The organism is Burkholderia sp. BCC0405, assembly GCF_902833075.1.
Lineage (GTDB): Bacteria > Pseudomonadota > Gammaproteobacteria > Burkholderiales > Burkholderiaceae > Burkholderia.
Window position 1 is genome coordinate 374,673 of sequence record NZ_CADFEO010000007.1, and the last position, 26,716, is coordinate 401,388.

Here is a 26,716-nt window from a genome sequence, read left to right on the forward strand (position 1 = left end):
AATATTGAGATGAATGACGCAAACGGCCTGGACGGCGGCGGGCGTCTCGATGTTTCCATACGTCGATGACGCCACGATGTGAAAAAGGTGAGCCTTTACGGGAGACGGTTGCGCGGGAATATGACAATTATGTGAACTTGTGTTGCGATGCAGGCTCTAAGTGCGTTCGCCGCGGCGGGCTTCGTCGCGTGCGGCCACCCCGTGCGGCCACCCCATTAAGCATCGCTTAAGCGCGTGCGCCTTAGCATCGTTCGTATCAGGCCGGGCAACCGGCCGATTTTTTACGCCCCACGCAACCGGATTCATGCAGACCCTCAATCTCACCCTCTTTTCCGCCATCAACGCCGGGGTTGCGCCGCAGCCGGGCATTGCCCGCCTCGCCATCTTCGCCGCCGACTGGCTCGTGTACGCGTTGCCCGCGATGCTGCTGCTGACCTGGCTCTTCGGCGCACGCCCGACGCGGCGCCAGGCGATCGAAGCCGGCGTCGGCGTGTGTGTGGCGCTCGCGCTCGCGCAGGTCATCGGACATTTCTGGTTCTCGCCGCGCCCGTTCATGGCCGGCGTCGGCACGCAACTGATTCCGCACGCGCCGGACAGCTCGTTTCCGAGCGATCACATGACGTTCGCCTGGAGCATGGCGGTCGGGCTGATGCTCGCCGGCACGACCCGGCTCACCGGGTTCGTGATGGCCGCGATGGCCGTGGCGATTGCATGGGGACGCATCTATGCGGGCGTGCACTGGCCGTTCGACATGGCGGGCGGCGTGCTGGTCGGCACGGCCGGCGCGCTGGCCGCGCACCTGTTCGGGCAGCGCGTGACCGCACGGCTCGAACGGCTCGGCGATTCGGTACATGCAGTCGTGATGGGCCGCCGGCACGCGCCGTAAGCGGCAGGAGATCGGGCAGGACGCCGTCACCCGGGTGTCTTGGCCGATTCGGCCGATGCAGACGGGCCGCCGCCCGCATCGTGCAGTTCAGGCGTATCGGCCGGGTGTTGCGCGGCGTCGCGGTCGAGTGCGCTTTCCTTCAGGATCGCGCACATCGCGACGAACAGCGCGAGTACCACCGCGGCAAGGCCGCAATAGCCGGCGATCTTCAGGTTGCGAAGGAACGGCGACGCGTGGCTTTCTTTTGTCATGACCGGGCGCTCCTGGGCGGGCTGCGGCGGCTGTCGCCCGACAGCGGCGTCGCACACACAGATATATACCAGTCGCGATAGCGGTGCCAAGCCCGCTGGTGCGCCGACGCCACGATTGTGTCATCGGCCGGTCAACTTCAATCGGGTACCCCTTTCCCGGGTACCCGCATCCATCAGTCTTCCAGCGTTTCGTGCACGGCCGCCGCGCCGCGCTTCCAGTAGGCCGCCGCGCGGATGCGCGACTTGTCGACGCCGCGCTCGCCGGTCAGGTGCTGGCGTACCGCGCGCATCGACAGCGCTTCGCCCGCCGCCCACACGTAGCCGTCGCCGGACGGCGGCAGCGGCAGGTCGCGCACGGCATTCAGCAGCACGTCGCCGCCTGCCGCGTCGGCTTCGGCGCGGAAACGCCAGATTTCATGCACGTCGGCGCGCGTGTCGAAGCCGATCTGCGCGGTGCGATCCGCGACTTCCAGCACGACGGCCACGCGCGCACCGGCCGGCAGTTCCTCGAGACGCCGCGCGACCGCCGGCAGCGCCGTATCGTCGCCGATCAGCAGGTGCCAGTCGAAACCGGTCGGGATGACGAACGAGCCGCGCGGACCGCCGATGCCGAGCCATTGGCCGACGCGTGCCTGTGCGGCCCACTGCGACGCGGGGCCCGGGTGGTTCAGCACGAATTCCAGATCGAGTTCGCAGGCGGCCCGGTCGAAGCGGCGCGGCGTGAAGTCGCGCGCGACCGGCTTCGGTTCGCCTTCCGGAAACTCGGGACCGTTCGCGCCGAGCGCCGGCAGCACGGGCCGTTCGGCGCCGGGCGGCGGGAAAAATACCTTCACGTGATCGTCGAACGACGCGGATTCGAAATCCGCGAGATCGGGGCCGCCGAGCGTGACGCGCAGCAGGTGCGGCGTCACGGCGTGCACGCGCAGGACCTGCAGCAAGCGGAACTTGAGGGGGTGGCGCACGCGGGTCACGGTGCGCTCGGATGGGTTCTGCATCAATCCGTTCTCCTGATGGTTTGGCGGGGCGGCGCGGCTTACGCGCCGGCGCCGCCTTCGATTTCGGCCGTCGCGCGGCGCATGATGGCCGCGATGCGGCGCTGTTCGTCGGCGTCGGCGGCGCTCTTGTGCAGCAGCGCGCGCTTGAGCGCGAGGCGCGCCTCGACGAACTCCGGCAGCCAGCCTGCTTGCGCTTCGTCCTGCGTTTCGTTGCCCGCCGATTCCCCGGCGAACGCGCGGCGCATGAACTCCATCTTGCGCGCGAGGTGCGTGAGGCGGGCGAACAGCGTGTCGACGCGTTCGCGCTGGGCGTCGAGATGGGCGCGGCCGGCGTCAGTCAGCGCATAGCGCTTGCGGTTGCCTTCCGCCTGCGACGCAACGAAACCGACTTCTTCGAGATACGTGAGCGCCGGATACACCATGCCGGGGCTCGGGCTGTAGAAACCGTTCGAACGCGTGTCGAGCGCCTTGATCAGCTCGTAGCCGTGGCTCGGTTGCTCGGCGACCAGCGCAAGCAACAGCAGTTGGAGATCGTCGGAGCTGAACTGGCGGCCGCGCGGCATGCCGTCGTCGCCGAAATCGCCAAAGCCGCCGCGCCCGCCACGGCCACCGAACGGGCCGCCACCGAATGGATCGTGGCCGCGACGGTGGCGGCCGATCGCGTACCAGAGACCGGCGAACCAGTCAGGGCGAGCATGCGCACCATGACCGTCGCATCGGGCATGGCCGCGGGAGGAGTTGTGTCGCATGATCGAGTCCTATATGTCGTAAAACATATCTAAAGATATATATCGAAAGATAGGTCGTCAAGGGGATTTATTGGGGTTGGATGAAGCGTGCCATGCTCGTGTGACTCACGTGCCGGTTGGGATGACGGGATGGTCGACGGGACGTCTGCTTTCGTGATCGGTCAGGCCATAGATCCGGGCGTACAGCCGAGCCGATACCAATCGATCTCCCGATGACGTCGCGAACCATTCGACATCGCATAACCGACATTGTCAGTAAATCAATTAATAGTGGTTTTAAAAATTCCGGATGAAATCATTTGAATTTTCGAAACGATTTGATTTATTTCATATTATCCAAACAAAATTTCCGCTCTGGAAAAGATCATTGAATCGGCTCCGTCCTTCAATGTGACCGTATTTCATCAATGCTTGATTCAAGGGGGCATGCGCGGCGATGATGATCTTCGACCCTTTATTTTCAACTCGGAAATCCGTCGAAAATGTAAAGCATTGCAATGTGAAATGCATGGCGAGGTATTTCGGTTGCGGTGTGTGATTTTATTTGGCAGGATTTTTATCAAGTTGCTCTGCTTTAAAAAAATAAAGAACTCGATAATTCAATTTAATGAAATGACGTGTGCGGGTCGAGCAACGATTTGAAAGGAAGCTGACGAGGAAACAGGTAACGAGGCGGCGAACAGGCGGCATTGTTCGCGATCATTGAATCAATCGCTGGCCCGGCAACGTCGAAGCGTCACTCGAGCGATCCGGGCGAATCCGATACGGGGCGGCCATGGCGATGCTCAAGAACCACTCTTCCGGAGAAGCTTGCCTGCTCCGCGCATATCACGTGTTCGGCCGCGATGCTGCGCGCTGCGATACGGTCATCCAGGATGCGTCGGTGTCCCGCGCCCATGCCCATATCCGCTGGGCTGGCGGGCGGTGGGAACTTCACGACCACAGCAGCAACGGCACGGCGGTATCGGGTGTGCCGTTGCGCGACGGCGAGCATGCGGTGCTGCAGCAAGGCGACGTGATCCGGTTCGGCAGGGCCGGTAGCGCGCCGTGGCACGTCGATACGCTCGACGATCCGGCTGATACGCTGTGGCCGATCCGAGGCGCCACGCATCCGATCGTGCTCGTGCCGCGCCAGATCCTGCCAGCCCGGGCGGCACAGCCGGTCACGATCGTCCGGTCGCCGGCCGGTGAATGGCTGTGCGACGACACGTTGCCGCCGCGCACGCTCCATGATGGCGATGAAGTGTCGATCGGCGACTGCGCGTGGCGCCTGTCACTCGTGCGCAACGGTTCGACGATGCAGATTGGCGCATCGGCGGATCCGGCCGCGCCGGCGCAATTGCTCGAATTCTTTGTCAGCCAGAACGAAGAGCACGTGCGCATGTTGCTGCATGTGCGCGGCGGGGTGGTCGACCTTGGCGAGCGTGCCCATCACTACGGCCTCGTCACGCTTGCCCGCGCGCGCTCGGCCGACATGCAGGCCGGTTATGACGCCGCCACGCAAGGCTGGATCGAACTCGACCGCCTCGCGCGCATGCTCGGCCTCGATACGTCCCACGTCAACGTGCAGATTCACCGCGCCCGAAGCCAGTTCGCGGCGCTGCCAGGGGCGAATGCGAGCCAGCTCGTCGAGCGCCGGCGCGGCAGCGTCCGCTTCGGCGATGTTCCGTTCCGCATCATGCGCGGCGAGCACCTCGAATGCCAGTCGGTGCCGGACGTCGAGTCGCGTATCGGTGTGCGCCGCGCGGCGCCGGCTCCTGTCGTCCACTACTCGTGAACGCGGCCGAACCGGCGGTGATGCCGACCGTATCCCGCGCGCCCGTCGAGCCGGACGCCCCTGCGCAGCAGCAGTCCGCCGCGCCTTTCGCCACGCTTGCCGGCAAGCGGCATTACCGGCTTGGCGCGAGGCTCGGCGAAGGCGGCGCCGGCGTGGTGTTTCGAGCGACCTGCGACGAGACGGGACAAGACGTCGCGATCAAGCTGATGCGTGACGATGCTGCGCTGAGCGCCGAGGAACGCGCGCGCCAGCGTGCGCGCTTTCGGCGCGAAACGAACCTGTGCGAAGCGCTGCGCCACCCGAACATCGTGGCGTTGCTGGACAAGGGGGAAGCACCCGACGGCCGGTTGTTCGCGGTATTCGAGCTGGTGCAGGGCCGGACCTTGCGCGACAGGCTCGCGGTGGAGGGGCCGCTGTCGGCCGTCGACACGGGCCGGCTGATGGCGGAGGTGCTCGACGGGCTCGCGGCCGCGCATCGGCGGGGCATCGTGCATCGGGACCTGAAGCCGCAGAACATCGTGATCACGATGGCCGATGGCGGGCCGCACGCGAAACTCCTCGATTTCGGCATCGGCGCGTTGCTGCCAGGCACGGAAGACATCGCGCGCCAGACCTCGACGCTGGCAACCGAGGTGCTCGGTTCGCCGCCCTATTGCGCGCCCGAGCAATTGCGCAACGAGCCGCCGACGCCCAGGAGCGATCTGTATGCGTGGGGCCTGGTCGTGATCGAATGCCTGACGGGCGATGTGGTCATGCGCGGCGCGAGCGTGGCGGACATTCTCTATCAGCAGCTCAGCCCGGTGGATGTCGCGCTTCCTCCGTCGATCGCGTCGCATCCGCTCGGCTCGGTGTTGCGGCGCGCGCTGAACAAGAATCCGGAACAGCGCGCCGCGTCGGCCGACGAACTCGCGGAGCCGTTTCGCGCGCTCAACTTCGCCGCGCTCGTCGGCCAGTTCGATGCCGGCCGCGCAAGCGGGCAGGCGCGTCCGCACCCGTTCGCACCGTACAGCGAGACGATCGCAACGGCTGGCGAGTACCGGCAGATCACCACGCTGTGCTGTTGCGTGACGATTACCGGGGCGGGCCGGCGACGCCACGCCGGCACCGATCACGGCGACTTGCTCGACGGCTACGAGGAGCAATGGCTGACGAAGTGCGCCGACATCGCAGTCGGCTATGGCGCGCAGGTCGACGGACGGCTCGGCGACACGCTGCTGTTCCATTTCGGCCTGCGAGGCGACATCGACCGGCCGGCGCGGCGGGCGGCGCGCGCGGCGCTCGACATGGTGCGATTGGCCGAGCGCGCACGGCTGCCGACGACGGCCGGCGGCCGCGCCGGTGCCGAAAGCTGGCGCGTCGAAGTGGCCGCCGCGATTCACGTCGGGCACGTTCTCACCCATGCGTCGCGCATGTCGGGCGTATCGACGCCCGCGGCGGCGGCGCGGCTGCTGCGGCTTGCAGGACCCGGGCAGATCCTGATCAGCGACGATGCGCGGCTCGCGCTCGAACGGCATGCCGACTATCGGCCGACCTCGTTGCGGCTGGCGCGTGCGGGCCTCGTGCCGCAGCCGGTTCATGAATTGCTCGGCGAGCGTCGCGCCGATACGCCGTTCGATTCGCTCGACGCCGGCATGCGAGTGCCGATGGTCGGCCGCGCGCGCGAACTCGACGCGCTGTTGCGCGCGTGGCAGGAGACGCTCGCAAGACATCGTCGCTTGAAGCGCGGCGAGCCCGCGCCGCACGGTGTGCCGCGGCTCGTCGTCGGCGACGCGGGAATCGGCAAGTCGCGCCTCGTTCACGAGTTGTGCGAGGCCGTCCGGATTCAGGGCCACGCCTTCGCGCATTGCGGATGCCTGCCCGAGCGGGAGAATCATGCGCTGTTTCCGATCCTGCGATTCATCGGCGCGCATTGGCATATCGGCACCGACAGTCCGGCCGGTTTCGCGCTCGCGGCGATCGACGCCATGATCGCGCCGCTCGAATGCGATCACGCGGCGGCCCGTGTCGCGCTCGCGACCTGGCTGGGGCTGCCCTGCGACGCGAAGGGGTTGCTGTGGTCGAGTGAGCGCGAACTGCACGCGCTGTTCGACGTCCTCGAGCAACTGATCGTGTCGCTCGGCCACGGCGCTCCGGTACTGCTCGTCGTCGAGGACGTCCAGTGGATCGATCGCTCGACCGAGGACTTTCTTGCGTACCTGCAGCGCTCGCCGCGCGCAGCGGCGCTCGGCATCGTGTTCACGTCGCGTCCGGACAAGCTCGGGCGCTGGCGCGGCGCGACCGAACGCCTGGTGCTGCGCCGCCTGCCGCGCGACGACGCGCAGCGCCTGATGTCGGCGTGTTTGGGCCGGGGCGCGCTCGATCCGGCCTGGCTCGACCAGCTCGCCCAGCGCACGGCGGGCATCCCGCTGTTCATCGAGGCCGTTGCGCGCGAGCTGACGATGAGCGGCGCGGACGGCGCGCTCGCGGGGCTGCGGGACACGGACCCTTATCCGCTTCCGCTCAGCCTCGGCGGCATGCTCGGACTCGCGTTCGACCGGATCGACGACGCGCGCGACACCGCGCAGCTCGCCGCGACCATCGGGCTCGAGGTGGATGCGCAATTGCTCGCCCACGCATCGCCGCATGATCGGGCCACGCTCGACGCGCATCTGCAGCTGCTGCTCGAAGAGCGGATCGTGTACGCGCAACATCGGCGCGATCGCGTGTTTTATTCGTTCCGTCACGCGTTGATTCGCGATGCGGCCTATGAATCGATGCCGCCTGCCGTGCGGCGCGTCAACCACGCACGCGTCGGCCGCGCGCTGATCGCGGAGGCCGATCGCGGTGCCGATGCGCATGCGTTCGGCGTTGCCGGGCACTTCGCGCGCGCGGGTGATTTCGCCGACGCGATCGCCCACGGCATCGACGCGGCGCGTCGCGCACTCGAACGTTCCCGGTACGACGATGCGATCCGCTACGGGCAGTCGGTGTTCGACTGGCTCGGCAATGCCGACTACGCGCAACGCGAGCACGACAGCGCGCGCATCCGCGCGACGTTGACGCACGCGACGATGGCACGGTTCGGCTGGGCGGATCCGCAGGTGCGCGAGCATGCGGAGCAACTGTTGCGGCAGATGCAGACGCTCGACGACCCGGAGCTCGAGATCAGCGCGCTATGGACGCTGTCGACTTATTACCACGTCGCCGGCGATCGTCCCACCGTGCGCGGGATCGGCATGCGGCTCGACGCGCTCGCGACCGAGCGCGGCGATGCCGGCGTCCAGGTCGCGGCGGACGCGATGCGCGGCATGAGCCTGTGGGTCGACGGCGACTATACACGCGCCCGCGCCGCGTTCGACGCGGTGCTGGCCGGTTACGACGTGCGGCGCGACGCGGACCATCGGCGCCTCCTGGGGCTCGATACGCGCGCGTGGACGATGGCGTCGCTCGCGAGCGTGCGCTGGTCCATGGACGACGATCCGCAGGCCTCGCTCGCGTTGGCGCGCGACGCGGTGTATTGCGCGGCCTGCCTCGACCATTTGCCGACGCTCGGCGTCACGATGATGTACCTCGCGCGCATGTACCAGCTGGCGGGCGATCGCGACGCGGCCCGCACCTTGTCGGAAGCGATTCTCCGTCTGTCGGACGCGCATCGGCTGCGCGCGGTCGGGCACTACGCCGCGATCATTCATGCGTGGGCGCAAGGGGACCGCGCGGGCGTCGTCGCGCATCTCGATGCGCAGCGGCAGTCGGGCGGCCTGCTCGGGCTGACCTACTACGCATCGCTGCTTGCCGAGCTGGATGCCGAGCGCGGCGACTACCCCGCCGCGCTCGCGCAGGTCGAGCAGTGCCTCGCATGGTGCGAGTCGACCGGCGAGCGGTATTACGAAGCACAGCTGCTGCTGAAGAAGTGCGAGTACCTGCGCCAGGCCGACCCGCGATGCGGCGGCGTGGCCGCGCTGGCCGCGTGTCGGCGCGCATGCGAAGTTGCAACAACGGCGGGCATGGGCCGCATTGCCAGGCTCGCCGGAGCGATGTTGCAGTCGTTGCCGTAAGTCGTTCCATTCGTCAATCAGGAGAACATACCGATGAGCAAGGATCTTCGATTACCGACGTACGAACAGTTTCTCGAGTACCGGGCAACCGTCATTCGGGCGATCGCCCTCGCGTGGCATTCCCCGGCGTTTCTCGACGAACTCGAGGCCGATCCGGTCCACGCGTTGCGCGAGCATTTCGGCTATCACTTTCCGTTCAAGCTCGACCTGAAGGTGCAGACCAAGTCGTCGGCCTGGACACCGAGCGTCAACGGCGACTGGACGTCCGGCCGGAAAAACAAGCTCACCCTGTTTCTGCCGCCCGCGCCGGCGGACGAGGCGCAATTCGCGCAGGCACTGGCCGCGTACAACGCGAACCACATCACCATCATGGAATGACCTCGGGGAAACCGACATGGCAAAGGACAACGCTAATCCGACGCTCGAATCGATGCTGGAGTTTCAGAAGGTCTATCTGCGTGCGATCGCGCTCTCGTGGCGGAACCCGGAGTTCAAGGGTGAGCTGCTGGAGAAACCGCTGGAGACGCTCGCGAAATACTTCGGTTACCAGTGCCCGTGGATCATCGACATCGAGGTCGTCAAAGCGGGCGGCGATCATGGCTGGACGAGCGACGGAAACGGCAGCGGTAGCTGGAACCTGCCGCGCAACGTGATGACGGTCGGCATACCGGAGCAACCGACGAACCTGGACGAAGAGGCCGTCGCGCTCGCGGCTTACTGCGACGCCGGGCAGAGCTACCTGTTCACCTGCTGCTGACCTGGCGCGGCCGAGCCGCGCACCGTCGCGCGGCCCGGGCCGGCCGCCCGGGGCGCGCGATGTTTTTTTACCCGCCGCACGGAATCCGACGATGCTTGATGACTTTTCGCGTGTGTTGCGCTTCAAACCGCATTTGCTGGTGCTCGATGCGGGCCCCGAGACGCTGTTCGTCGTCGACGAATTCAAACGCGCGATGCTGTCCGGCGCGATCTTCGTGCGAATCGCCGCGTGTTTGCGGGCGCGGATGACGATCGCCGAGATCGTGACATCGCTTGCCGGCACGTTCGGAGAATGGGATGTGCTCGCGCGGCTCGATCACCTGGTGCGTCGCGGCTACGTGCGCGCCGACTCGCCGCACGACGCCGATGCGGCACGCGGTTTCTTCGAGCGCGCCGGACTCGACGGCGACGCGGCGTGTGCGCGCGTCGTTCAACTGCGCGTCGCGGTCGAGGCGTTCGGCGCCGACGATGCGGCGCTCCGGCGCGCGCTCGACACGGCCGGCATCGATGTCGTGCCGGACGCCGAATTGACCGTCGCGATCGCCGATACGCACGATCGCGACGATCTCGCCGCGTGCGCCGCCCGTGTGGCGGCGCGCGGCGGGGCATTGCTCGTCGTGGCGGCCAGCGGCGTGCAGACGCTGATCGGGCCGTTGCTGGCCGGCAGCGGCGCGCCGGCCGACGCGCCGTGCATCGAATGCGTGCGCTACTGGATTCGCATCAACCGGCCTGTCGAGGCGCTGCTTGCGCGCCATCACGGCAGCGACGCGACGCGTCTGCCGCCGGCCGCCTCGCGTGCCGGGGCAGCTGCAGCGGCGGCGCTCGTGGCGGCGACGGTCGAGCAGATCGCGGTCAACCGCACGGCATCGGAACGGTTGGAAACGCATATCGTGGCGCAGCGCATCGACACGTTGGCCGCCGAGCGGCACCGCGTGCTGAAGCGTCCGCAATGCCCGTGCTGTGGCAACCCCGCGTGGATGCGCGAGCAGGCGGCGCGGGCGCCGCGTCTCGCCGATCATGCGCCGTTGGCGCGCGCCGACGGCGGCTACCGCACCGCCGATCCGCAACAGGTGTTCGAGCGTTATGCCCATCTGATATCGCCGGTCAGCGGCGCGATCGCGTATCTGCACCCGATGCCGAAGCGACACGCGGGCCTGCGCAAGGTCTATGCGTCGGGCTTTCTCGTGTGTCCGGCAGCCGTGCCGGCCAGCAACCGGTTCGACAGGATCTGTTCAGGTAAAGGCCGCACCGACGATCAAGCCCGGGTGAGCGCGCTATGCGAGGCGCTCGAACGATTCAGCAGCGTGTATCAAGGCGACGAAGCGACGCTGACCGGAAGCATCGAAAGCCTGCTCGCCGATCCGGCATGCGACGCCGTACCGATTCACGTGAACGATCTTCAGCAGTTCAGCGAACGGCAATTCGACGCGCGCGATGCGATCAACGCATTGACCCGCGATGTTCGAAAACAGGTGCCGCCGCGCTTCACGGTGCGCGACGTCATCGACTGGACGCCGGCCTGGTCGCTCGCGACCGGCAGGCGCCACCTCGTGCCGCTGAGCTACTGCTATGCGGAAACGCCCGACAGTGCGCAGGCGCACGCCGCATGCGTGCACAATCCCAACGGCTGCGCGGCAGGATCGAGCGTCGACGAGGCGATTTTGCAGGGCATGCTCGAACTGATCGAGCGCGATGCGGTCGCGATCTGGTGGTACAACCGGATCCCGCGCCCCGGCATCGATCTCGCGAGTTTCGACGATCCGTATTTCGATGCGCTCGTTCGCGAGTACGCGACGTTCGGGTGGCGTTTGTGGGCGCTCGACATCACCACCGATCTCGGGGTGCCGGCCGTGGCCGCGCTGGCGGAAAATCCGCAGGACGGGCGTTTCTCGATCGGCTTCGGCTGCCATCCGGATGGTCGAATCGCGGTGCAGCGGGCGCTGACCGAAGTCAACCAGTTGCTCGATGTCGCAGCGGAGGCGCCGCACCCGTGGGATCGCGACAAGCTTTCGGCAACCGGATTCCTGTATCCGGCGAACGGTGTGCGCTGCACGACGCGCGCGACGTGGCAGCCGATCGACGCTGCGTCGTTGCCGGCGGCGCTCGCGCATTGCGTCGGGCGCATCGCGGCGGCCGGCATGGACGTGCTCGTCGTCGACAAGACGCGGCCCGACATCGGCTTGTCCGTGGTGCAGGTCATCGCGCCGGGGCTGTGCCATTTCTGGCCGCGTTTTGGCGCGCGACGGCTTTACTCGGTTCCGGTGGAACTGGGATGGTGCGCGCAGCCGTGCGGCGAACAGGAACTGAATCCGGCGCTGCTGTTTCTGTGATCTGACGGATTGTCCGCCAGCGATAGCGGGAAGCGGCGGGCGGGCAGATTCCGCCCGCCGCAAGCCGCCCGGCATCTGGTTCCGATCGCGACGTCGGTCGTGTCGGAGGCGCCGGCTGGAGATCACCGTTCGCTGATGGTGATGTACGGATCCCACGTGACGTAGCCCTTCAGTTGCGCGTGCCGGTCGTAAATCGCGACGACGAACGTATAGGTTTCGTCGCCGGGGCTGCGCACGGTGGCTTGCGCGTAGTAGTCCGCGCTCGGCTCTTCGTTCACCCGGTTGTTCTCGGGCCAGCCCGGTGCAGGATAAGGCTCCATGATGTTGGCGGTGATGTACGAGATGTCGCCCAGCCGATTGACGCCGAACGCCTTGAAGCTGTACAGGAAGCACTTGTAGTCCGCCGTGTCGGTCAGCGACACGGTGCGCCAGCGAATCACGTCGTTGACGTTGGCCTTGATCCGCAAATTGCTGCCGGCCTCGCCCTGGTTCGTGCCCGGCTTCGGGCCCTGGCCGTAGCCATACGCCGCATTCGCCAGCGTGGTAATCATGTAGACGGTATCCGGATTGCTCCCGAGGGACGTCGCCGTACCCGGCTTCGAACTGAGCGAGTTGTTGTTCCTTCTCAGGATTTCCTCGACATCGAACGCGGTCAGGACATCGATGATGTTGTAGGTACTCAGAATTTCAGGCATGGCAGTTCCTTTCGAGCGTGAGCGTTGAAAAGCGGAGTGTCACGTAGCGGCCCTTCCGGCTTTCGAGCCGCCTGGGTGCAGCATGGTCGGACGTTCGGAAATTGCCGGGAGCGAACAGCGGGCCGGTTGAGCCTGCCCGCCGAAAGCTGCCGGGCGCCCTGGGGCGGCAACGGCGTTCGCGGCAATCGCGGCGCCCGTTCGCGCTCAGTAGCGGATCGTGATCGACGGGTCCCACTGGAAGTAGCCCACCAGCTCGCCGTGGTGCTGGTACACGGCGACGACGAACGTATAGGTCGCCGTGCCCTGGCGTCGCGCGGTGGCGTGCCAGTAGAAGTCCGAGCCCGGCCGTTCCTTCACGCCGTTGTTCGGCCAGCCCGGCGCGGGATCGGGCTCGCTCGGGTGGGTATGCTCGAACTTCGGGGTGGACAGCGGCGGGTCGTCCGGGGTCGAGATGTACGAGAACTTGAACGTGTGAATGAAGCACTTGTAGTCCGCCACGTCGGTCAGCGAAATCGTGCGCCACCGGATGACGTCGTTGACCTCGGCGCGCATGCTCAGATTGCTGCCGGCCTGGCCGGAAATGACGTTCCGGTCCGTGGTGATCATGTAGACCTCGTCGTAGCCGTTGGACGGCAACAGGGTCGGTGTTGACGGATCCTTGCTGAGTTGGTTGTGCGGCTTTTGATAGCCCAGGATTCTTTCCACATCGAACGCGGTCAGGACGTCGACGATGTTGTAGGTACTCAAGATCTGAGACATGGCAGTTCCTTTCACGCCTTATCGTTGGCGAAACACGTTGCTGAGTGACGACGCTCGTGGCGCCCGCACCTCTCCCATCCTGTGAAGCGGCGCCCTCGGAGAAATCGGGCGCGCGGAAGAGTATCGACAGCGTACGAAGATTCGTTATGCGAATCGATTACACGTGGTTACAGTGCATGTGTGACGCGGCGCGCGATGCGTGACGGTGCCAACGCAGGACAACCGTGTCGCGGCCGCGCGTCATCCGAGGTTCGACGGCTCGGTGCACTGCCGCCAGAAATCCGCTTCCGGCCAACGCTGTTCGAGGCTGTAGAAGTGACGCCGCATCTGCAGGTAGTGCCGGTATTGCGCTTGCACCATTCGCGAGAACGCGTCCAGCGCATCAGGATCGCCGCCCATCCGCTTCTGGATCGCTTCCGCCGCCGCGACGCCATGCGATAGCGACTTGATGATGCCTTGAGCGGTGATGGGATCGTAGGCCGACGCGGCATCGCCGATTGCCAGCCAGCAATCGCCATGCAGCCGGTCGAGATGTTGGGACGGCGCTGGATACGATTTCAGGCGCAGATCCAGCAGATCCAGGCCCAGGTCGCACGCGAGCTGCCAGGTGCGCCGCGCAGCCCGCAACATGCGATGCCAGGGTTCGGGCTGATGCAGCCGCATTGTCCGGACTGCCTGCGCATGCGTGGCGAACATCACGACGACCGTATTGTCGGGCACGGACGCGAGGTACCACCAGCCATGCTCGACCGCCTCGAGGTGAGTCAGCATCGAAGCGGGCGCGCCGGCGTCCGGCCGTGCAAGCCTTGCCGCAATGCAGATCAGCGGATTCGAATCGAGCCGCGTCGCGCCGCGCTGCCGGGCAAATACCGAGCGTGCGCCGCTTGCGTCCACGACGAAATCCGCCCGAACCCGCGACGCGACATGTGCCGCGCGTCCCAGGCTCAACGTGTACCCGGACGGGTCGCCGGGCCCGGATGCCAGAAGCGCATGCCCGGTCAGCAATTCCGCGCCCGCGGCGCGCGCTCGCGACGCGAGGAATGCGTCGAACTTGCGCCGGTCGAGATGCCAGCCATGCCCGTGCGGGCTCAGCACGGAATCGTTATAGCCGCGCTTGTCGCTGCCCCAGTACGAGCAGCTGCCGTAGCAGGGCTCGTGCGCCTGCGCGACGAAGGCTTCGTCGATGCCGAGGCGCCGGAACAGGATCCGGCTCTCCGGCGGAATGCTCTCGCCGATCCGCGCGTCGGCGTAGGAACCGGCTTCGACGACCAGGACGTCGGCGATGCCGGCCCTTGCCAACGCCAGCGCGCAACTGCTGCCCGCCGGGCCGCCGCCGATTACGGCGACCCGGTAATAGGCCTGGCCGGGCACCGGCGAATCCGATCGTTCGATGGTCGGCATTGGCGTGACCTGTTCGGCGTGCATCGCGCGACCTCAACTGTTGTCGGGGGGCAGGAGCGTGTCGGTCACGGTGTTGGGCCACGGTTGAACGAGGTTGCTGTAGTCCCTCTTGAAGAGGCTTTGCACTTCGAGGTAGTAGTTCGGCGGATAACTGCCGTCGTATCGGTCGATCGCCACGCCCTGTATGACGAAGCCGATCTTGTCCCAGTTGAGCAGGATGTCGACGCGATTCTGATAGCGCCCGACATTCATGGGCGGCGAGTTGAATGTCCTGGTCGAATCCTGCTGAATGGCGGCCGTGCCTTCCCCGCGTAACGAGTAGCGCTGCACGGGCAGCTCGCCGTGGTTCGCGACCAGGTCGTCGTACGTGTAGACGGCCACCGGCCGCTGCGCGGGCCAGGACCAGTACAAGGTCGTGTTCACGCCGCTATAGACGTTGCTGCCGTCCGGCTTGATCTCGGCGCCCGGATTGGGCGAGGGCAGGTGCGTTGCACAGGAGTTGTAGTCGGTGTGCCACGGAATCGACATGAACTTGCACAGGTCGCCCGGCTCGACCTTGGCATCGCGCCGCGGGAAATAACCGACACCGAGGAACGGCTGGTTTGCGCTGACGGTCGTGTAGTCGAGCTTGCGCATATTGATGCGGAACGGGCCGACCACCGGGCCGACCGCGTGATCGGCCGACCAGCTCGGGTTGTACAGGTTGGGATCGCGGACGATGAACGTCAGGTCGATGCCGGGGCTGAGGCGCCCGCCGAGGCAGTTCGAGAGCACGATCCTGTCGAGCGCCTCGCCGGGGCCGTACGACGCCGGCGTGGCTTGCTCGGACATGCCGTTCGCCCATTGATTGACGAAAAAGTACTGTGCGTCGGTCAGGGTCAGGAAGCTGCGCTGGTTGTCGCCCAGCGCGAGCGGCATCAGCGGCGAGCCGACCTTCGACGACGGCGAATCCGGATGCGGATTCCGAATGAACGACATGATGTCGAAGGGCGGCTTGGCGGCCGTCAGCTGGTCTATATTCTCGTGGCTCTTCATTGCCTTGGCCGGCAAGTTGGTATTCCACATCTGCAAGGATGCCGCGCGCAGGATCGGGAAGACGTGCTCGTCGAACGACGGCCGGAAGTCCTGCCGGTAAGCGAGGCCGTTGTGGATGTCGGGCCGCAACTGGAATGTCTCGATCCACATGGTCAGGATCTCGTCCCACAGCGTCACGACGTTTCTCGTCTGAGGCGCGTATGCGGGATCGGTCGACACCACCCATGCGCTACTGTCGGCGGCGCGCGCCGTGCCGTCGCTGAAAACGATCCACGCGGTCACCGGCCCGTCGCCGGTATCGTCGAGCCAGTTGTCGTTGTCGACATCCCCCCCCAGGGGGGCGTCGTCGGTCGCGCGGCCGTCGGCGTCGAATCCGCACGCAAGGCCGAATGCGCCCAGCACGAGCAGGCGCCCGTTCGGCTCCGTGGTCATCGCGCCGAGCGTGGTGATCGGCGTGCTTCCCGATGCGGGCGGCAAGTTCGCCACGTTCGACGCGGGAAACGAGATCGGATAACGCGGCACGTCGACCACATCGCCGGAGGACGAGCCATAGCTCGCCCGCGTGTTCTTGTCGAACGCGACGGTTCCGCCCGCGGATGCCTTGATCGCACGCGGCCCCGCATCGATGACGAGCTTTTGGAGCCGCGTCTTGTTCGAAGGATCGGACGTCGACGCGAAACCCGCGTTGCGGATCGGCGGATGCTTGTCGTTCTCGTAGGCGGGCAGTCCCGCAGGAGTCGCTTCCAGCACCCAGCAGTTAGCCTTCTTGTTGGCGAGGTGTACGGTCCACACGATGTCCTTCACGACCTTGCCGTCCACCGACGAGCCGATCACGACTTCGGTGCCCGACCCGGACGGATAGCGGTTCAACGTCGCGTCATCGTACTGATAGATCCTGAAGCGCGCGGCTTGTCGCTTGAGGCGCCCCTGGGCATCGCGCAGGTCGCTGCTGCTGATCGGCGTATTTTCCGTGCCCGGCTTGATCGGCAGCCCTCCCGTGAGGGCTTGCCCGGCGATCGGTAACCCGGCCGAGGTCTCCGGCGCAATGTAGTACTCCTGGCTGCTACCGACACGCGCGAATCCGATGGCGGGATGGATGCGTAACTTCGTGTTTGACATGACGGGCCTCTGGAAGCTCGATGGCGATCGTGCAGGATGTCGCCGTCCTGCACGGATGGACTGAAGCGGAACCGTGCCGGCGCTATCGCTGGATCTGCGGGTTGTTCATGTACTTGCGCAGCAGGATGTGGCTGGTGCTGATTTCCTTGCCCGGCAGCGTCAGTGTCAGGTCGTTGGTGTCGGTGACGGCCATCGAGTTGTGACAGCTGAAGCATTGATTCTTCGAAACCTGGTTCTGCGTGAAGGTTTCGATGACCGAGTTGGACAGCTTCGGTGCGCCGCGGATGGGCGCGGGGTCGACGTTGGGGTTCCAGTTGGGGCGGAACGGCTCGTCGGGATCCTTGATCCAGACCGCGCCCACTTCCCTGTAGTACTGCCAGATGGAATTGCGCTTCACCAGACGGGCCAGGATGTCGCTGTTGAGTTGCTCGATGTTGGGCTGGTTGATCTCGACGTCTGCCCCGCCGAACTGGTATTGCCGGCACACCTGCGTGATCGGGGTCAGTATCTGGGTCTTCTCGTCGATCGTCACCCGCGACGCATTGTTGACGTTGCAATCCGAAGCCTTGGTGCCCGCCTTGTAGAACGTGAACGACTTGTCGGAGACCGGCTGCGACGGTTGCTGGTCGGTCTTGAAGTCCGGCGCATTGTCGACGTGCTCGAACGTCGACCAGATCGCCTCCGGATGACCATTGACGACCCACGCGATATGAAACCCGACCAGCGCGACCTTCACGGTGGCGGTCTTGGGTTGCGGCGGGATGCCGACGGAATTGCCGATCTTCGACAGCAGCTGGATCTTCGCGGTGGTCGTATAGAAGCGGCTCGTGTCTTCATTCGCACCGACGATTTTCCACGCGGCCTTGAGCGACAGCGCGCCGTTCGTGAATTCGAGCTTGGGTGACGCCTTCTTCATACCCGCACGCGTGTACAGCCGATTCGAGATCGCGAAATCGCGATAAATGGAATTGATGTACATGTTCGTGTAGACCGCGCGGCCGTTCTGGTCGACCACGATGCCGAGCGAATCCGCCTGTTGCACACCGTCGAGCACGTGCTCGGTGGGCGCCGCGGCGTTCGGGTCGATTGCGGCATCGGAATACAGGCTGTTGAAGCGCGGCGCGCCATTGAAAGTGTCGGTGAGCCACAGGAACGCATGCCAGGAGAATCTGTGGAAGTTGCAGTTCTCGTTCTGTTTGCTACTCGGATCCTGGAACTGGGGATTGAGGAAATTCGGCTCGGTGATGCCGGCGGGTGTAAACCACGTGTCGAATGCAGTGCACGTTTGTGCCGCCGCGGTCTGACTGAAACCGGTGCAGCAGCTCATCAAGGCGATCGCCACGCAAGTGCCAAGGCTTTTCATTGGATGCTCCGCTCGTTCAATTGTCAGTGGGGCAAGGCGCCGGATGCGGTTCGACGCATTGCGCTTGCCGTACCGGCCTGTGTCGCAATGCGAGGCGATCGGCTCGCTTCATCGATGGTGGAGACGGAGCGACGACGTGTCGTTCCGGATCGCGCATGCCGCCGCGTCCGGGCATCCCGGTTCATGACACACGAGTTGCGCCGAAAGCAGGCCGGCGCGTGCCCGGCTGCGCGGCGCCGTCGTCATTCGATCGGGCAATCCCGTTCGAATCCAAGGCTAGATGGACGATGTGGTCGAATCAATTACACGTGATTACGCCGTCGGGTCTGTCGCGCGTTGCGCTCCCGATGCGGGTCATTGAACTGAAAGGGAAACGACGAGCTGCTTCGCGAGCGGCCGGGTTTTCTGCGAATTTTGGCCGTTGACAGAGCGACGGCGACGCGGCTGCCCGAATACACCCTCAAATTCCGGAGGCAGGCGATCCGGATGCACGACCGCCGACAGGATTCGCAGGGGCTGGAACCTAGAACCGCGTACTGAACCCGATCCGCGCGATCGACTGCAGCGCGCCGCTCGACGCGCCGTTCGCGTCCATCACGCCGTTGATCTGCGCGTTGCTGCCGTGGCTCGCGCGCTGATGCACGCCCGCCACGTACACCATCGTGCGCTTCGACAGCCAGTACTGAACGGCCGCCAGAACCTGATGCGCATGCGCGTTGTCGAGCGTATCGTTGCCCTTCATGTACGTGTACGACGCGCCGATCACCCACGCAGCCGACGGATGCCACGCCGCACCGGCCTCCGCCGACCACGCGCCCGCGCCGTTTTGCGCGTTGTGCACGGTCGTGAAGAGCGCCTTCGCGGTGACCGTGCCGAGCGTATAGTGCGCGCCTGCGCCCCAGTTGCGCACGCTGGTCGGCGGCAGCCCGTCCGACGCGCCGTACTTCTGGTTCGTATAGGCCGCGCCCGCGCCGAACGGCCCGTTGTCGTAGCTCGCGCCGACGCTGACCGTGTTGTTCGCGCCGACCGACCCCGCGACGTTCCCGAAGCCGTACAGCGCGCCGAACGTCAGGCCCGACAGCGACGGACTCGTGTACTTGACCGAATTCGCGACGCGATTGCTGCCCGCGACGCGATCCCAGTCGAATGCGCCGGTCGGGTTGTTCGGCAGCGCGAGCTTGTCGAACGGGCCGTTGCGAAAGCCGTACAGGCCGACGAGATCCTGCGCGATCTCGTTGCCGCTCGCGGCCAGCGCGTCGACCATGAACTCGTACTGGTTGCCGAGCGTCAGCGTGCCGTACCGGTCGTTCTGCAGGCCGACATAGGCGGTGCGCCCGAACAACCCGCCGCCGATGATCGAGCCGTTGCCGAGCGAATACTGGTTGACGAGCCGGAAGATCGCGCGCGTGCCTGCGCCGAGATCCTCCTTGCCTTCGAAACCGAGCAGGTTCGGAAAGAAGATGTTGTCGTCGAATTTCGCGGCGCCGTGGCCGCCCTGATTGCTGACGTAGCTGATGCCGGCATCCATCAGCCCGAACATCGTCACGCTGCTCTGCGCGAACGACGCAGCAGGGATCGCGCACGCCGCGAGTGCCAGAAGGGTCTTTTTCGTCATCTCCAATGTGCTCCTCACATGTTTCCGATCGGGTCGGATATTTTTGATTGGACTACTGATTGATATGAATAAACCCGAGCCGGGACGATCCCGGTTCGGGCGCAACCGAAGGGGGCCGGGTCGCGCACGGCGCATCGGGAGCGACTGCCTGCCCGCCGACACGCCGTGCGCCGGGCGGCTAGACCGTCGAATATCCGCCGTCCACCGGCACGATCGCACCGGTGACGAACGACGCACTGGGCGAGCACAGGAACAGGATCACGTTCGCGACCTCGTCGGCGGTGCCCCAGCGCCCGAGCGGGGTGCGATCGAGGATCTGCCGCGACGCGTGCGCGTCGGCTATCAGCCCGCTGCTGAGCGGCGTGTCGATCCAGCCGGGCGCGACCGCGTTCACGCGGATGCCGCGATCGGCCCACGCCTGCGCGAGCGAGCGCGTGAGCTGCGCGACGCCGCCCTTGCTCGCGCTGTACGCGGGCCGGTCCTTGCTGCCGAAGTACGTATACATCGACGCGACATTGACGATGCTGCCGCCGTGCGCCGACAGCGCCGGCAACGCGGCGTCGGATGCGCGCATCACCGACGTCAGGTTCACGTTCAGCACGAGCTCGAACTGGTCCATCCGGTATTCGTCCGCGTGCCGGCTGATGCCGACGCCGTTGACGAGCACGTCGAGCCGCGGCAACGCGGCGATCGTGCGTGTCAGTGCGTCGCTGTCGGTCACGTTCAGCTCCGTGCACCGGATGCGCGGATGCACCGGCGAATGCGGGCCGGTGATGTTGAGCCCGAGCGCGACGACCGACGCGCCCGCTTCCGCGAAGCGCCAGGCCGTGCTCGCACCGATGCCCGACGTGCCGCCCGTCACGACGACGGTCTTGCCTTCAAACGCCCACCGGTGACTCATGTTCGACACTCCCGACAGTGTGTGCGCGGCGGGCGGACCGCTGCGCGGGGGAAACCAGGATCTTGATCTGCGTACGATCGGCGAGCAGCGCGTCGAAGCCGTCGGCGACGGCATCTTCGAGCGACACGGTGCGCGTGACGATCGACGTGAGATCGAGCGCGCCCGACGCGACGATGCGCAGCAGGTCTTCGTACGCATGCCGGTAGCCGACGCTCGCCGTGAAGGTCAGCTCGTCGTTGACCGCGCGGAAGGCGTCGAAGCCGGCATGCGGCATCAGGCCGACCATCACGACGCGGCCGCCCTTGCGCAGCGCCTGCATGGCCGATTCGAACGTGACGGGCAGCCCGGCCGCTTCGAAACTGGCGTCGACGCCGAGCCCGCCCGTGGCCGCGCGGATCGCGTCCTGCAGCGCGAGCGCACCGAGTGCGCGCGCGTCGAACGTATGCGTCGCGCCGAAGCGCGTGGCCGCCGCGAGCCGTTCGGGCGACACGTCGACGGCGACGATCGTCGTCGCGCCCTGCAGCTTCGCGAGCATGATCAGCAGCAGGCCGATCGGCCCGAGCCCGAACACCGCGCAGGTCTCGCCGAGCCGCAGTTCGGCACGCCGCAGCGCGTGCAGCGCAACGGCGGCCGGCTCCATCACCGCGGCCTGCTCGAGGCTCACGCCGTCGGGCAGCCGATGCAGCATGTAGGCCGGCACGACCGCGAAGTCGGCCATGCCGCCGTCGCCCATCAGCCCGGCGAAACCCATCGACACGCACAGGTTGTACGACCCCGAGCGGCAATACGCGCACTGGCTGCAGCGATACTCGGGCTCGACCGCGACGCGATCGCCCGCGCGCAGCGCCGTCACGCTGTCGCCGACTTCGACGACGGTGCCGCAGAACTCGTGGCCGAGCGTCAGCGGCGCGGTGCGGCGCGACAGCGCATGCGGCGTGTCGACCGGGATCGCGTGCGGGCCGTCCGCGTACTCGTGCAGGTCGCTGCCGCAGATCCCGCAATACGCGACCGCGATGCGCACCTCGCCAGGTCCGACGCGCGGCGGGTCGATTTCCACGAGACGGACGTCGCGCGGGCCATGCCATTGAAGTGCCCGCATGTCAGCGTCCCCCGAGGTTTTGTGCGTCGAGACGGCTCGCGGCCGCGCCGGCGAGGGCGCGCTTGCGCAGCACGGCGGGCGCGGTTTCGACGAGGCCCAACGACAGCACGCACGCGAGAATCGCGCCGGCGGCCGACGTCCACATCGCGAACGGCAGGCCGTACTTGTCGGCCGCGAAGCCGGCGACGGTCGGTGCGACGAAGCCGCCGATCAGCTCGCCCGCGCCCATGATCAGGCCGAGCGCGCTGGCGATCGCGCGCGGCGGCACCGTTTCGGCCGGGATCGTCGCCATGAACAGCGTGAAGCAGCCGAGGCCCGTGTACGTGGCGAACACGAGCGCGCCGAGCGCCCAGAGCGAGCCGGCATGGATCATCACGATCGGGCACGCGGCCGCGACCAGCGCGAACGCGATCATCGTCGGCTTGCGGCCGATCCGGTCGGAGATCGCCGGCACCGCGAAGCCCCAGAACACCCACGCGGCGCCGAGGCAGGTCATGACGACGCCCATGCCGGACGGCGACAGGTGGCGGCTTTCCACGAGGAACACCGGCGCGAACGAGATGATCACGATGAACCACGTGAGGAAGAAGCAGCTGATCAGCATGCAGAGCAGGATGTTGCGTTCCTTCAGCAACGCCCAGCGGCTGACTGCCGCGCCGCTCGCGGCCAGCGCGCCGGCGGTATCGGCCTGCGCGTGCCGCACGCCGCCGGGCGGCGCTTCGCGCACCCAGCGCCAGATGCAGAACGCGATCAGGAAACCCGGGATGCACGACACGTAGAACGCGTGGCGCCAGCCGTACGCGGTCGCGATGCCGATGACCACCGGCGGGCCGATCATCGCGCCGAGCAGGCCGGCGGCGGAGCCTTGCAGCAGGCCCATGTTCAGCCCGCGGCGGCTCGGCGTCGAGCTCTCGACCATCAGCGATTGCGACAGCGGCAGCACGGGGCCTTCGGCGATGCCCATCAGCGCGCGGAACGCGATCAGGCTCGCGAAGCCGCCGACGAGCCCCGACAGCGCGGAACACACGGAAAAGCCGAGCACGGCCGCGATCAGCAGCGGCTTGCGGGTGCCCCGCGCATCGGACCACGCGCCCGTCGCGGCACCGGACAATGCCCACGTGAGCGCGAGCGCGGACGACACCATGCCGAGCTGCGTGTTGGTCAGGTGCAGCTCGGCCGACATGAACGGGAACAGGAACGACAGCGCAAGGCGGTCGAAGAACACGAAGCCGAACGTCATGAACAGGATCAGCAGCAGCCTGTTCTCGTACGTCCAGGCGGATCTGGAGGAGGAAGCTGATGTCATGGTGAGCCTCGCCGCGCGTCAGCGGAACAGCTTCTCGATCGCTTGCGCGCCGAGGCCGACCTTCTCGTAGTGCGCCTTGCACATCGCGATGTACGAATGCACGTCGAAGTAGCCGTCGGGGTTGCCTGCTTCGTCGAGCCAGATCAGCGGGCCCTTGACGATGAAGAACGCGCGCATCGGCTCCGGGTGATCGAACGCGACGAGCGTGTGGCCTTCGCCCGGCGTCTCGTACACGAAATCGCCGCGCGTCGCGGTCCACTCGTGTTCCAGATACCCCCACTTGCCTGACAGCGTGTAAGCGAACACCTCGTGCGGGTGATAGTGGCGGTTCACGAGCCCGGCTTCCCTGGCCATCAGGATGTCGCACCATTTGTTCTGCGACGGCGAGATCCACAGCGGCCGTGACGAAACCGTTTCGGTGAACGGAACGTAATAGCGCTCGTCGTCGGTGGCCGCGTCCGCGATGTACGCTTCGGGCAGCGCATCGGGCTTGAACGGATTGGCAATCGGCGGAATGTTTTGCCAGAATTCGGCTACGGCTTTGTCGACCACGGTGTGTCTCCTGATGTATGAGTTGTCGTGGGCTCGACTTTAGCCAGCCGGTGCGCGCCGCTCTTGACTGGGCTGGACGAATTGCTTGACCGCGCCGGACATGGCATCGCACCGGAATCCAGACGAACCATCCCCCAATTCGTGCTGCGCCGCACGACAGGCGCCAGCAGGAGGCGACGTGACGAATTCGACCGTTTTTTCACGCACGCGAGGCTCGACGGCCGACGTGCCGGCGCGCGACCGGATGGCGTACTGGGATGCGTTCAACGCGGCGACGCTGGTCGGCCTGCGTTGTTCGTCGCTGTCGCCGGCCGGGCTCGAGGTCGAGAAGACCGATATCGCGCTGCCGGGCCTCGGCGTCGCGGATATCCGCGGCCAGGATCACGTGATCGAGCGCAGCCCCGCGCTGGTGCGCCAGTTGCCGAAGGAGTCGCTGTTTGCGTGCCAGATCCTGAGCGGGCGTGCGTATTTCATCCAGCGCGACCGCTGCCTGCTCGCGGACGCCGGCGATGTCGTCGTCTACGACACGCGCGTGCCCTATCTGTTCGGATTCCTGACGCCGATGCGGCAGCTGCTGATCGATATTCCGATGACGACCTTCGACGACCGGCTCGATGCGGAACTGGCGGCGCTGCCGCTGCGGATCGCGCCGAAACCCGGCGCGGGCGCGATGCTCGGCGCGACGTTGCACGCGAGCGTCGAGCGCTTCATGAAGGATCCGGTCGAGCGTGACGCCGCACGCTTCGCCGAGCACACGCGCACGCTGATCGCGGAACTCATCGATGCGGAGGTGAACGGTGCGGGCGCGTCGCGTGCGTCGCTGTCGTATCTGCTGACCGCGAAGCAGTACATCGCGACGCATCTCGGCGACCCGGAACTCGGGCCGCAAGCCGTTGCCGACGCGGTCGGGCTGTCGCTGCGGCATCTGAGCCGGATCTTTGCGGCCGAAGGCGAGTCGATCACGCAGCACATCTGGTCGGAGCGGCTGTCGCATGCGCATCGCGAGCTGACCGATGCGCGGCTGCGCAAGACGAGCGTCGGCGAAATCGCGTTCCGCTGGGGCTTCTCGAGCCAGGCGCACTTCAGTCGTGCGATTCGCGAGCGCTACGGTGCGTCGCCGATGGCGCTGCGCGAGGCGGCGCGTGTGACCGGGCGCTGATTCCGGTAGTGGAGGTGACGGCGCGTGTCTCACGCGCCGTTCTTCCGTTCAGTGCAGTGAACGGCGGTGCACGCGTGCCGCGCCGCGTTTCGTCACTCCGCCAGCATGAACGCCGCGCAGCGCTCCGCGATCATGATCGCCGGCGCGTTCGTGTTGCCGGATACGATGCGCGGCATCACCGACGCATCGCAGATCCGCAATCCGTCGACGCCTTGCACCGCGAGGCGCGGCGTGACGACCGCATGCTCGTCGTGGCCCATGCGACAGGTGCCGGCCGGGTGATAGACGGTTTTCGCGCGGCGCCGCACGTAGTCGGCGAGTGCCGTGTCGGTCAGTGTCTCGGCTTCGCGCACGATGCGTGCGAGCGACGGCGCGCGGATGATCTGCCGCGCGAGCGCGACGCCGCGCACGAGGCCGTCGACATCGGCCGGATCGGACAGCGCGCCGCTGTCGAACAGGATCGGCGCGGCCGGATCGTTGCCGCGCAATCGAACGGAGCCGCGCGAGCGCGGCCGGAGCAGGCACGGGTTGATCGACAGGCCGTGGCCGCGCAGCGGCTCGCGGTCGACGTCGCCGACGAGCGTCGGCAGCACGTGAAACTGGATGTCCGGGCGGCCGCTGCCGGTGGTATCGACGAACGCGCCGGATTCGACGACGTTCGACGTCAGCAGGCCCGTGCGGCACAGCATCCACTGCAGCCCGTGCCGCAATGCCTTCAGCCCGCGATCCTCGCCCAGCAGGCTCACCGGCGCGTGGCTGCGGCCGTAGATCGAGACTTCGAGGTGATCCTGGTAGTTCGCGCCGACGTCGCGGCTGTCGTGCAGCACGTCGATGCCGTGCGCGTGCAGGTGCGCGCCGGGCCCGATGCCCGACAGCATCAGCAGCTTCGGCGTGCTCAGCGCGCCGGCCGCGAGCACGATGTCCGCGTGCGCGGCGGCCGAACCCGTCGCGCCGTTTTCCGTCCGCCAGTCGACGCCGGCCGCCCGCCGGCCGTCGAACCGGATGCGCGTGACGCGGCACCCGGTCAGCACGCGCAGGTTCGGGTGGCCGATCGCGTCGGCGAGATAGGTGGCCGCGGTACTGCCGCGCTGCCCGTCGAAGATCGTCGTGTGGTAGAAGCCGACGCCCTGTTGCGCGGCGCCGTTGAAATCGTCGTTGTACGCGATGCCGGTTTCCTGCGCGGCCTTCACGAACGCGAGGCTCAACGGGTGCCGGAAGCGCGTGTCGCCGACCCTCAGCGGCCCGTCGGTGCCGTGAAACGGCTCGGAGAGCCGCAGGTGCGATTCGGCGCGCTTGAACACCGGCAGCACGTCGTCCCAGCCCCAGCCCGTGCAGCCGAGCGCGGCCCAGTCGTCGTAGTCGTCGCGCGTGCCGCGCACGTACAGCATCGCGTTGACAGAACTGCCGCCGCCGAGCGTGCGGCCCTGCGGCACGTAGGTCCTGCGCCCCGCCGCACCGGCTTGCGGCTCGCTTTCGAACGTGACCGTGCGCCGCGTGCCGAGCACGCGGATGAACGTCGCCGGAATCCGGATGAACAGGCTGTCGTCCTTCGGGCCGTCCTCGAGCAGCAGCACGCGCCTGCCTGCCTTCACCAGCCGGTGCGCAACCGTGCAGCCGGCCGAACCGCCGCCGACGACGATATGGTCGTACGTCTCCATCCCGCATCTTCTCCTTGCTGTCGGGCGGCGAAACGAGTGCCGCCGCGCAGGAAGCCAGCTTAGCGACCGCTATGCGGCCCCATTTGACCGGGACGGACGCCGTGCTTGCCTCGCAGGGACACGGCGGCGGGTGGTGAGTGGTGGGCGGCGGACTGACTAGTCCATTGAACCGGATGAATTGCACCGGATGCGTCGAGTTGGATCGGAGTACTTCCACTTCAACGGGGCGGCCTGCTTGTTGTATTGGCGGATGTAGCGCATGAGCTTTTTGTCGAG

21 protein-coding genes and 1 pseudogene are annotated in these 26,716 nt (G+C 66.6%); 7 read left to right on the forward strand and 15 right to left on the reverse strand.

The window, feature by feature from the left end:
• Positions 1-304: 304 nt before the first annotated feature.
• Positions 305-886 carry an undecaprenyl-diphosphatase gene (locus tag HWX36_RS14715; RefSeq protein WP_175952803.1) on the forward strand — a complete coding sequence of 194 codons (582 nt, stop codon included), beginning with the start codon at positions 305-307 and terminating at the stop codon, positions 884-886.
• A 26-nt stretch (positions 887-912) separates the two neighbouring features.
• On the opposite strand, the gene HWX36_RS14720 is transcribed toward HWX36_RS14715, so the two are convergent.
• From HWX36_RS14720 to HWX36_RS14730, 3 genes are all read right to left on the reverse strand, one after another.
• Positions 913-1,137 (reverse strand): hypothetical protein, encoded by a 225-nt coding sequence (locus HWX36_RS14720; protein WP_089446765.1) that lies wholly within the window; start codon positions 1,135-1,137, stop codon positions 913-915.
• Positions 1,138-1,310: 173 nt separating this feature from the next.
• Positions 1,311-2,132, reverse strand: a complete 822-nt coding sequence (locus tag HWX36_RS14725; RefSeq protein ID WP_175952804.1) for a siderophore-interacting protein — start codon at positions 2,130-2,132, stop codon at positions 1,311-1,313.
• 38 nt (positions 2,133-2,170) lie between these two features.
• Positions 2,171-2,881: a PadR family transcriptional regulator gene (locus tag HWX36_RS14730; RefSeq protein WP_175952805.1), complete on the reverse strand. Its 711-nt coding sequence runs from the start codon at positions 2,879-2,881 to the stop codon at positions 2,171-2,173.
• Between the two features lie 775 nt (positions 2,882-3,656).
• Between HWX36_RS14730 and HWX36_RS14735 the strand changes: the two genes are divergently transcribed.
• The 5 genes from HWX36_RS14735 to HWX36_RS14755 all read left to right on the forward strand — a co-directional run bounded on the left by HWX36_RS14735 (position 3,657) and on the right by HWX36_RS14755 (position 11,778).
• Entirely contained in the window at positions 3,657-4,658 is a 1,002-nt protein-coding gene (locus tag HWX36_RS14735; protein WP_175952806.1) for an FHA domain-containing protein, read from the forward strand.
• A complete protein-coding gene (locus HWX36_RS14740) occupies positions 4,655-8,692 on the forward strand; it encodes a TOMM system kinase/cyclase fusion protein (RefSeq protein ID WP_175952807.1) in 4,038 nt (1,345 codons plus the stop codon). The genes HWX36_RS14735 and HWX36_RS14740 overlap by 4 nt, the downstream gene beginning before the upstream one ends.
• Positions 8,693-8,725: 33 nt before the next feature.
• A complete protein-coding gene (locus tag HWX36_RS14745) occupies positions 8,726-9,070 on the forward strand; it encodes a BMA_0021/BMA_0022 family TOMM bacteriocin (RefSeq protein WP_175952808.1) in 345 nt (114 codons plus the stop codon).
• 16 nt (positions 9,071-9,086) lie between these two features.
• The gene (locus HWX36_RS14750; RefSeq protein WP_175952809.1) at positions 9,087-9,449 is read left to right on the forward strand and encodes a BMA_0021/BMA_0022 family TOMM bacteriocin; all 363 of its coding nucleotides are present in this window, start codon (positions 9,087-9,089) and stop codon (positions 9,447-9,449) included.
• 91 nt (positions 9,450-9,540) lie between these two features.
• Entirely contained in the window at positions 9,541-11,778 is a 2,238-nt protein-coding gene (locus HWX36_RS14755) for a TOMM precursor leader peptide-binding protein (RefSeq protein ID WP_175952810.1), read from the forward strand.
• Between the two features lie 122 nt (positions 11,779-11,900).
• On the opposite strand, the gene HWX36_RS14760 is transcribed toward HWX36_RS14755, so the two are convergent.
• From HWX36_RS14760 to HWX36_RS14805, 10 genes are all read right to left on the reverse strand, one after another.
• A complete protein-coding gene (locus HWX36_RS14760; RefSeq protein WP_175952811.1) occupies positions 11,901-12,473 on the reverse strand; it encodes an AidA/PixA family protein in 573 nt (190 codons plus the stop codon).
• Positions 12,474-12,677: 204 nt separating this feature from the next.
• On the reverse strand, positions 12,678-13,232 hold the full coding sequence (locus HWX36_RS14765) for an AidA/PixA family protein (protein ID WP_175952812.1): 555 nt from the start codon (positions 13,230-13,232) through the stop codon (positions 12,678-12,680).
• Positions 13,233-13,472: 240 nt separating this feature from the next.
• Complete coding sequence (locus HWX36_RS14770) at positions 13,473-14,657, reverse strand: NAD(P)/FAD-dependent oxidoreductase (RefSeq protein WP_175952813.1); 1,185 nt, start codon at positions 14,655-14,657, stop codon at positions 13,473-13,475.
• A gap of 9 nt (positions 14,658-14,666) precedes the next feature.
• The gene (locus tag HWX36_RS14775) at positions 14,667-16,787 is read right to left on the reverse strand and encodes a LodA/GoxA family CTQ-dependent oxidase (protein ID WP_175952814.1); all 2,121 of its coding nucleotides are present in this window, start codon (positions 16,785-16,787) and stop codon (positions 14,667-14,669) included.
• A gap of 82 nt (positions 16,788-16,869) precedes the next feature.
• Positions 16,870-18,114: a hypothetical protein gene (locus HWX36_RS14780; protein ID WP_175952815.1), complete on the reverse strand. Its 1,245-nt coding sequence runs from the start codon at positions 18,112-18,114 to the stop codon at positions 16,870-16,872.
• 559 nt (positions 18,115-18,673) lie between these two features.
• Positions 18,674-19,765, reverse strand: coding sequence for a porin (locus tag HWX36_RS14785; RefSeq protein ID WP_175952816.1), 1,092 nt, complete (start codon positions 19,763-19,765; stop codon positions 18,674-18,676).
• A gap of 178 nt (positions 19,766-19,943) precedes the next feature.
• Entirely contained in the window at positions 19,944-20,666 is a 723-nt protein-coding gene (locus HWX36_RS14790) for an SDR family NAD(P)-dependent oxidoreductase (protein ID WP_175952817.1), read from the reverse strand.
• Complete coding sequence (locus tag HWX36_RS14795) at positions 20,644-21,765, reverse strand: 2,3-butanediol dehydrogenase (RefSeq protein ID WP_175952818.1); 1,122 nt, start codon at positions 21,763-21,765, stop codon at positions 20,644-20,646. Before HWX36_RS14795 ends, HWX36_RS14790 begins: the two co-directional genes overlap by 23 nt.
• Before the next feature lies 1 nt (position 21,766).
• Entirely contained in the window at positions 21,767-23,071 is a 1,305-nt protein-coding gene (locus HWX36_RS14800; RefSeq protein WP_175952819.1) for an MFS transporter, read from the reverse strand.
• An 18-nt stretch (positions 23,072-23,089) separates the two neighbouring features.
• Positions 23,090-23,623, reverse strand: coding sequence for a 2,4'-dihydroxyacetophenone dioxygenase family protein (locus tag HWX36_RS14805; RefSeq protein WP_175952820.1), 534 nt, complete (start codon positions 23,621-23,623; stop codon positions 23,090-23,092).
• Positions 23,624-23,801: 178 nt separating this feature from the next.
• On the opposite strand from HWX36_RS14805, the gene HWX36_RS14810 reads away from it, so the two are divergent.
• Positions 23,802-24,782 (forward strand): helix-turn-helix domain-containing protein, encoded by a 981-nt coding sequence (locus HWX36_RS14810; protein WP_175952821.1) that lies wholly within the window; start codon positions 23,802-23,804, stop codon positions 24,780-24,782.
• Between the two features lie 92 nt (positions 24,783-24,874).
• On the opposite strand, the gene HWX36_RS14815 is transcribed toward HWX36_RS14810, so the two are convergent.
• Both HWX36_RS14815 and HWX36_RS37150 read right to left on the reverse strand, forming a co-directional pair.
• Positions 24,875-26,440 (reverse strand): GMC family oxidoreductase N-terminal domain-containing protein, encoded by a 1,566-nt coding sequence (locus HWX36_RS14815; RefSeq protein WP_175952822.1) that lies wholly within the window; start codon positions 26,438-26,440, stop codon positions 24,875-24,877.
• A gap of 156 nt (positions 26,441-26,596) precedes the next feature.
• A pseudogene (locus HWX36_RS37150) lies at positions 26,597-26,716 on the reverse strand (IS630 family transposase); the annotation flags it as partial.

Coding starts and splice junctions, on each gene's coding strand:
- HWX36_RS14725 (WP_175952804.1), bottom strand. CDS start 2,132: ATGCAGAACCCATCCGAGCGCACCGTGACCCGCGTGCGCCACCCCCTC.
- HWX36_RS14800 (WP_175952819.1), bottom strand. CDS start 23,071: ATGACATCAGCTTCCTCCTCCAGATCCGCCTGGACGTACGAGAACAGG.
- HWX36_RS14765 (WP_175952812.1), bottom strand. CDS start 13,232: ATGTCTCAGATCTTGAGTACCTACAACATCGTCGACGTCCTGACCGCG.
- HWX36_RS14775 (WP_175952814.1), bottom strand. CDS start 16,787: ATGTCAAACACGAAGTTACGCATCCATCCCGCCATCGGATTCGCGCGT.
- HWX36_RS14745 (WP_175952808.1), top strand. CDS start 8,726: ATGAGCAAGGATCTTCGATTACCGACGTACGAACAGTTTCTCGAGTAC.
- HWX36_RS14790 (WP_175952817.1), bottom strand. CDS start 20,666: ATGAGTCACCGGTGGGCGTTTGAAGGCAAGACCGTCGTCGTGACGGGC.
- HWX36_RS14780 (WP_175952815.1), bottom strand. CDS start 18,114: ATGAGCTGCTGCACCGGTTTCAGTCAGACCGCGGCGGCACAAACGTGC.
- HWX36_RS14785 (WP_175952816.1), bottom strand. CDS start 19,765: ATGACGAAAAAGACCCTTCTGGCACTCGCGGCGTGCGCGATCCCTGCT.
- HWX36_RS14755 (WP_175952810.1), top strand. CDS start 9,541: ATGCTTGATGACTTTTCGCGTGTGTTGCGCTTCAAACCGCATTTGCTG.
- HWX36_RS14735 (WP_175952806.1), top strand. CDS start 3,657: ATGGCGATGCTCAAGAACCACTCTTCCGGAGAAGCTTGCCTGCTCCGC.
- HWX36_RS14760 (WP_175952811.1), bottom strand. CDS start 12,473: ATGCCTGAAATTCTGAGTACCTACAACATCATCGATGTCCTGACCGCG.
- HWX36_RS14815 (WP_175952822.1), bottom strand. CDS start 26,440: ATGGAGACGTACGACCATATCGTCGTCGGCGGCGGTTCGGCCGGCTGC.
- HWX36_RS14730 (WP_175952805.1), bottom strand. CDS start 2,881: ATGCGACACAACTCCTCCCGCGGCCATGCCCGATGCGACGGTCATGGT.
- HWX36_RS14770 (WP_175952813.1), bottom strand. CDS start 14,657: ATGCACGCCGAACAGGTCACGCCAATGCCGACCATCGAACGATCGGAT.
- HWX36_RS14750 (WP_175952809.1), top strand. CDS start 9,087: ATGGCAAAGGACAACGCTAATCCGACGCTCGAATCGATGCTGGAGTTT.
- HWX36_RS14720 (WP_089446765.1), bottom strand. CDS start 1,137: ATGACAAAAGAAAGCCACGCGTCGCCGTTCCTTCGCAACCTGAAGATC.
- HWX36_RS14715 (WP_175952803.1), top strand. CDS start 305: ATGCAGACCCTCAATCTCACCCTCTTTTCCGCCATCAACGCCGGGGTT.
- HWX36_RS14795 (WP_175952818.1), bottom strand. CDS start 21,765: ATGCGGGCACTTCAATGGCATGGCCCGCGCGACGTCCGTCTCGTGGAA.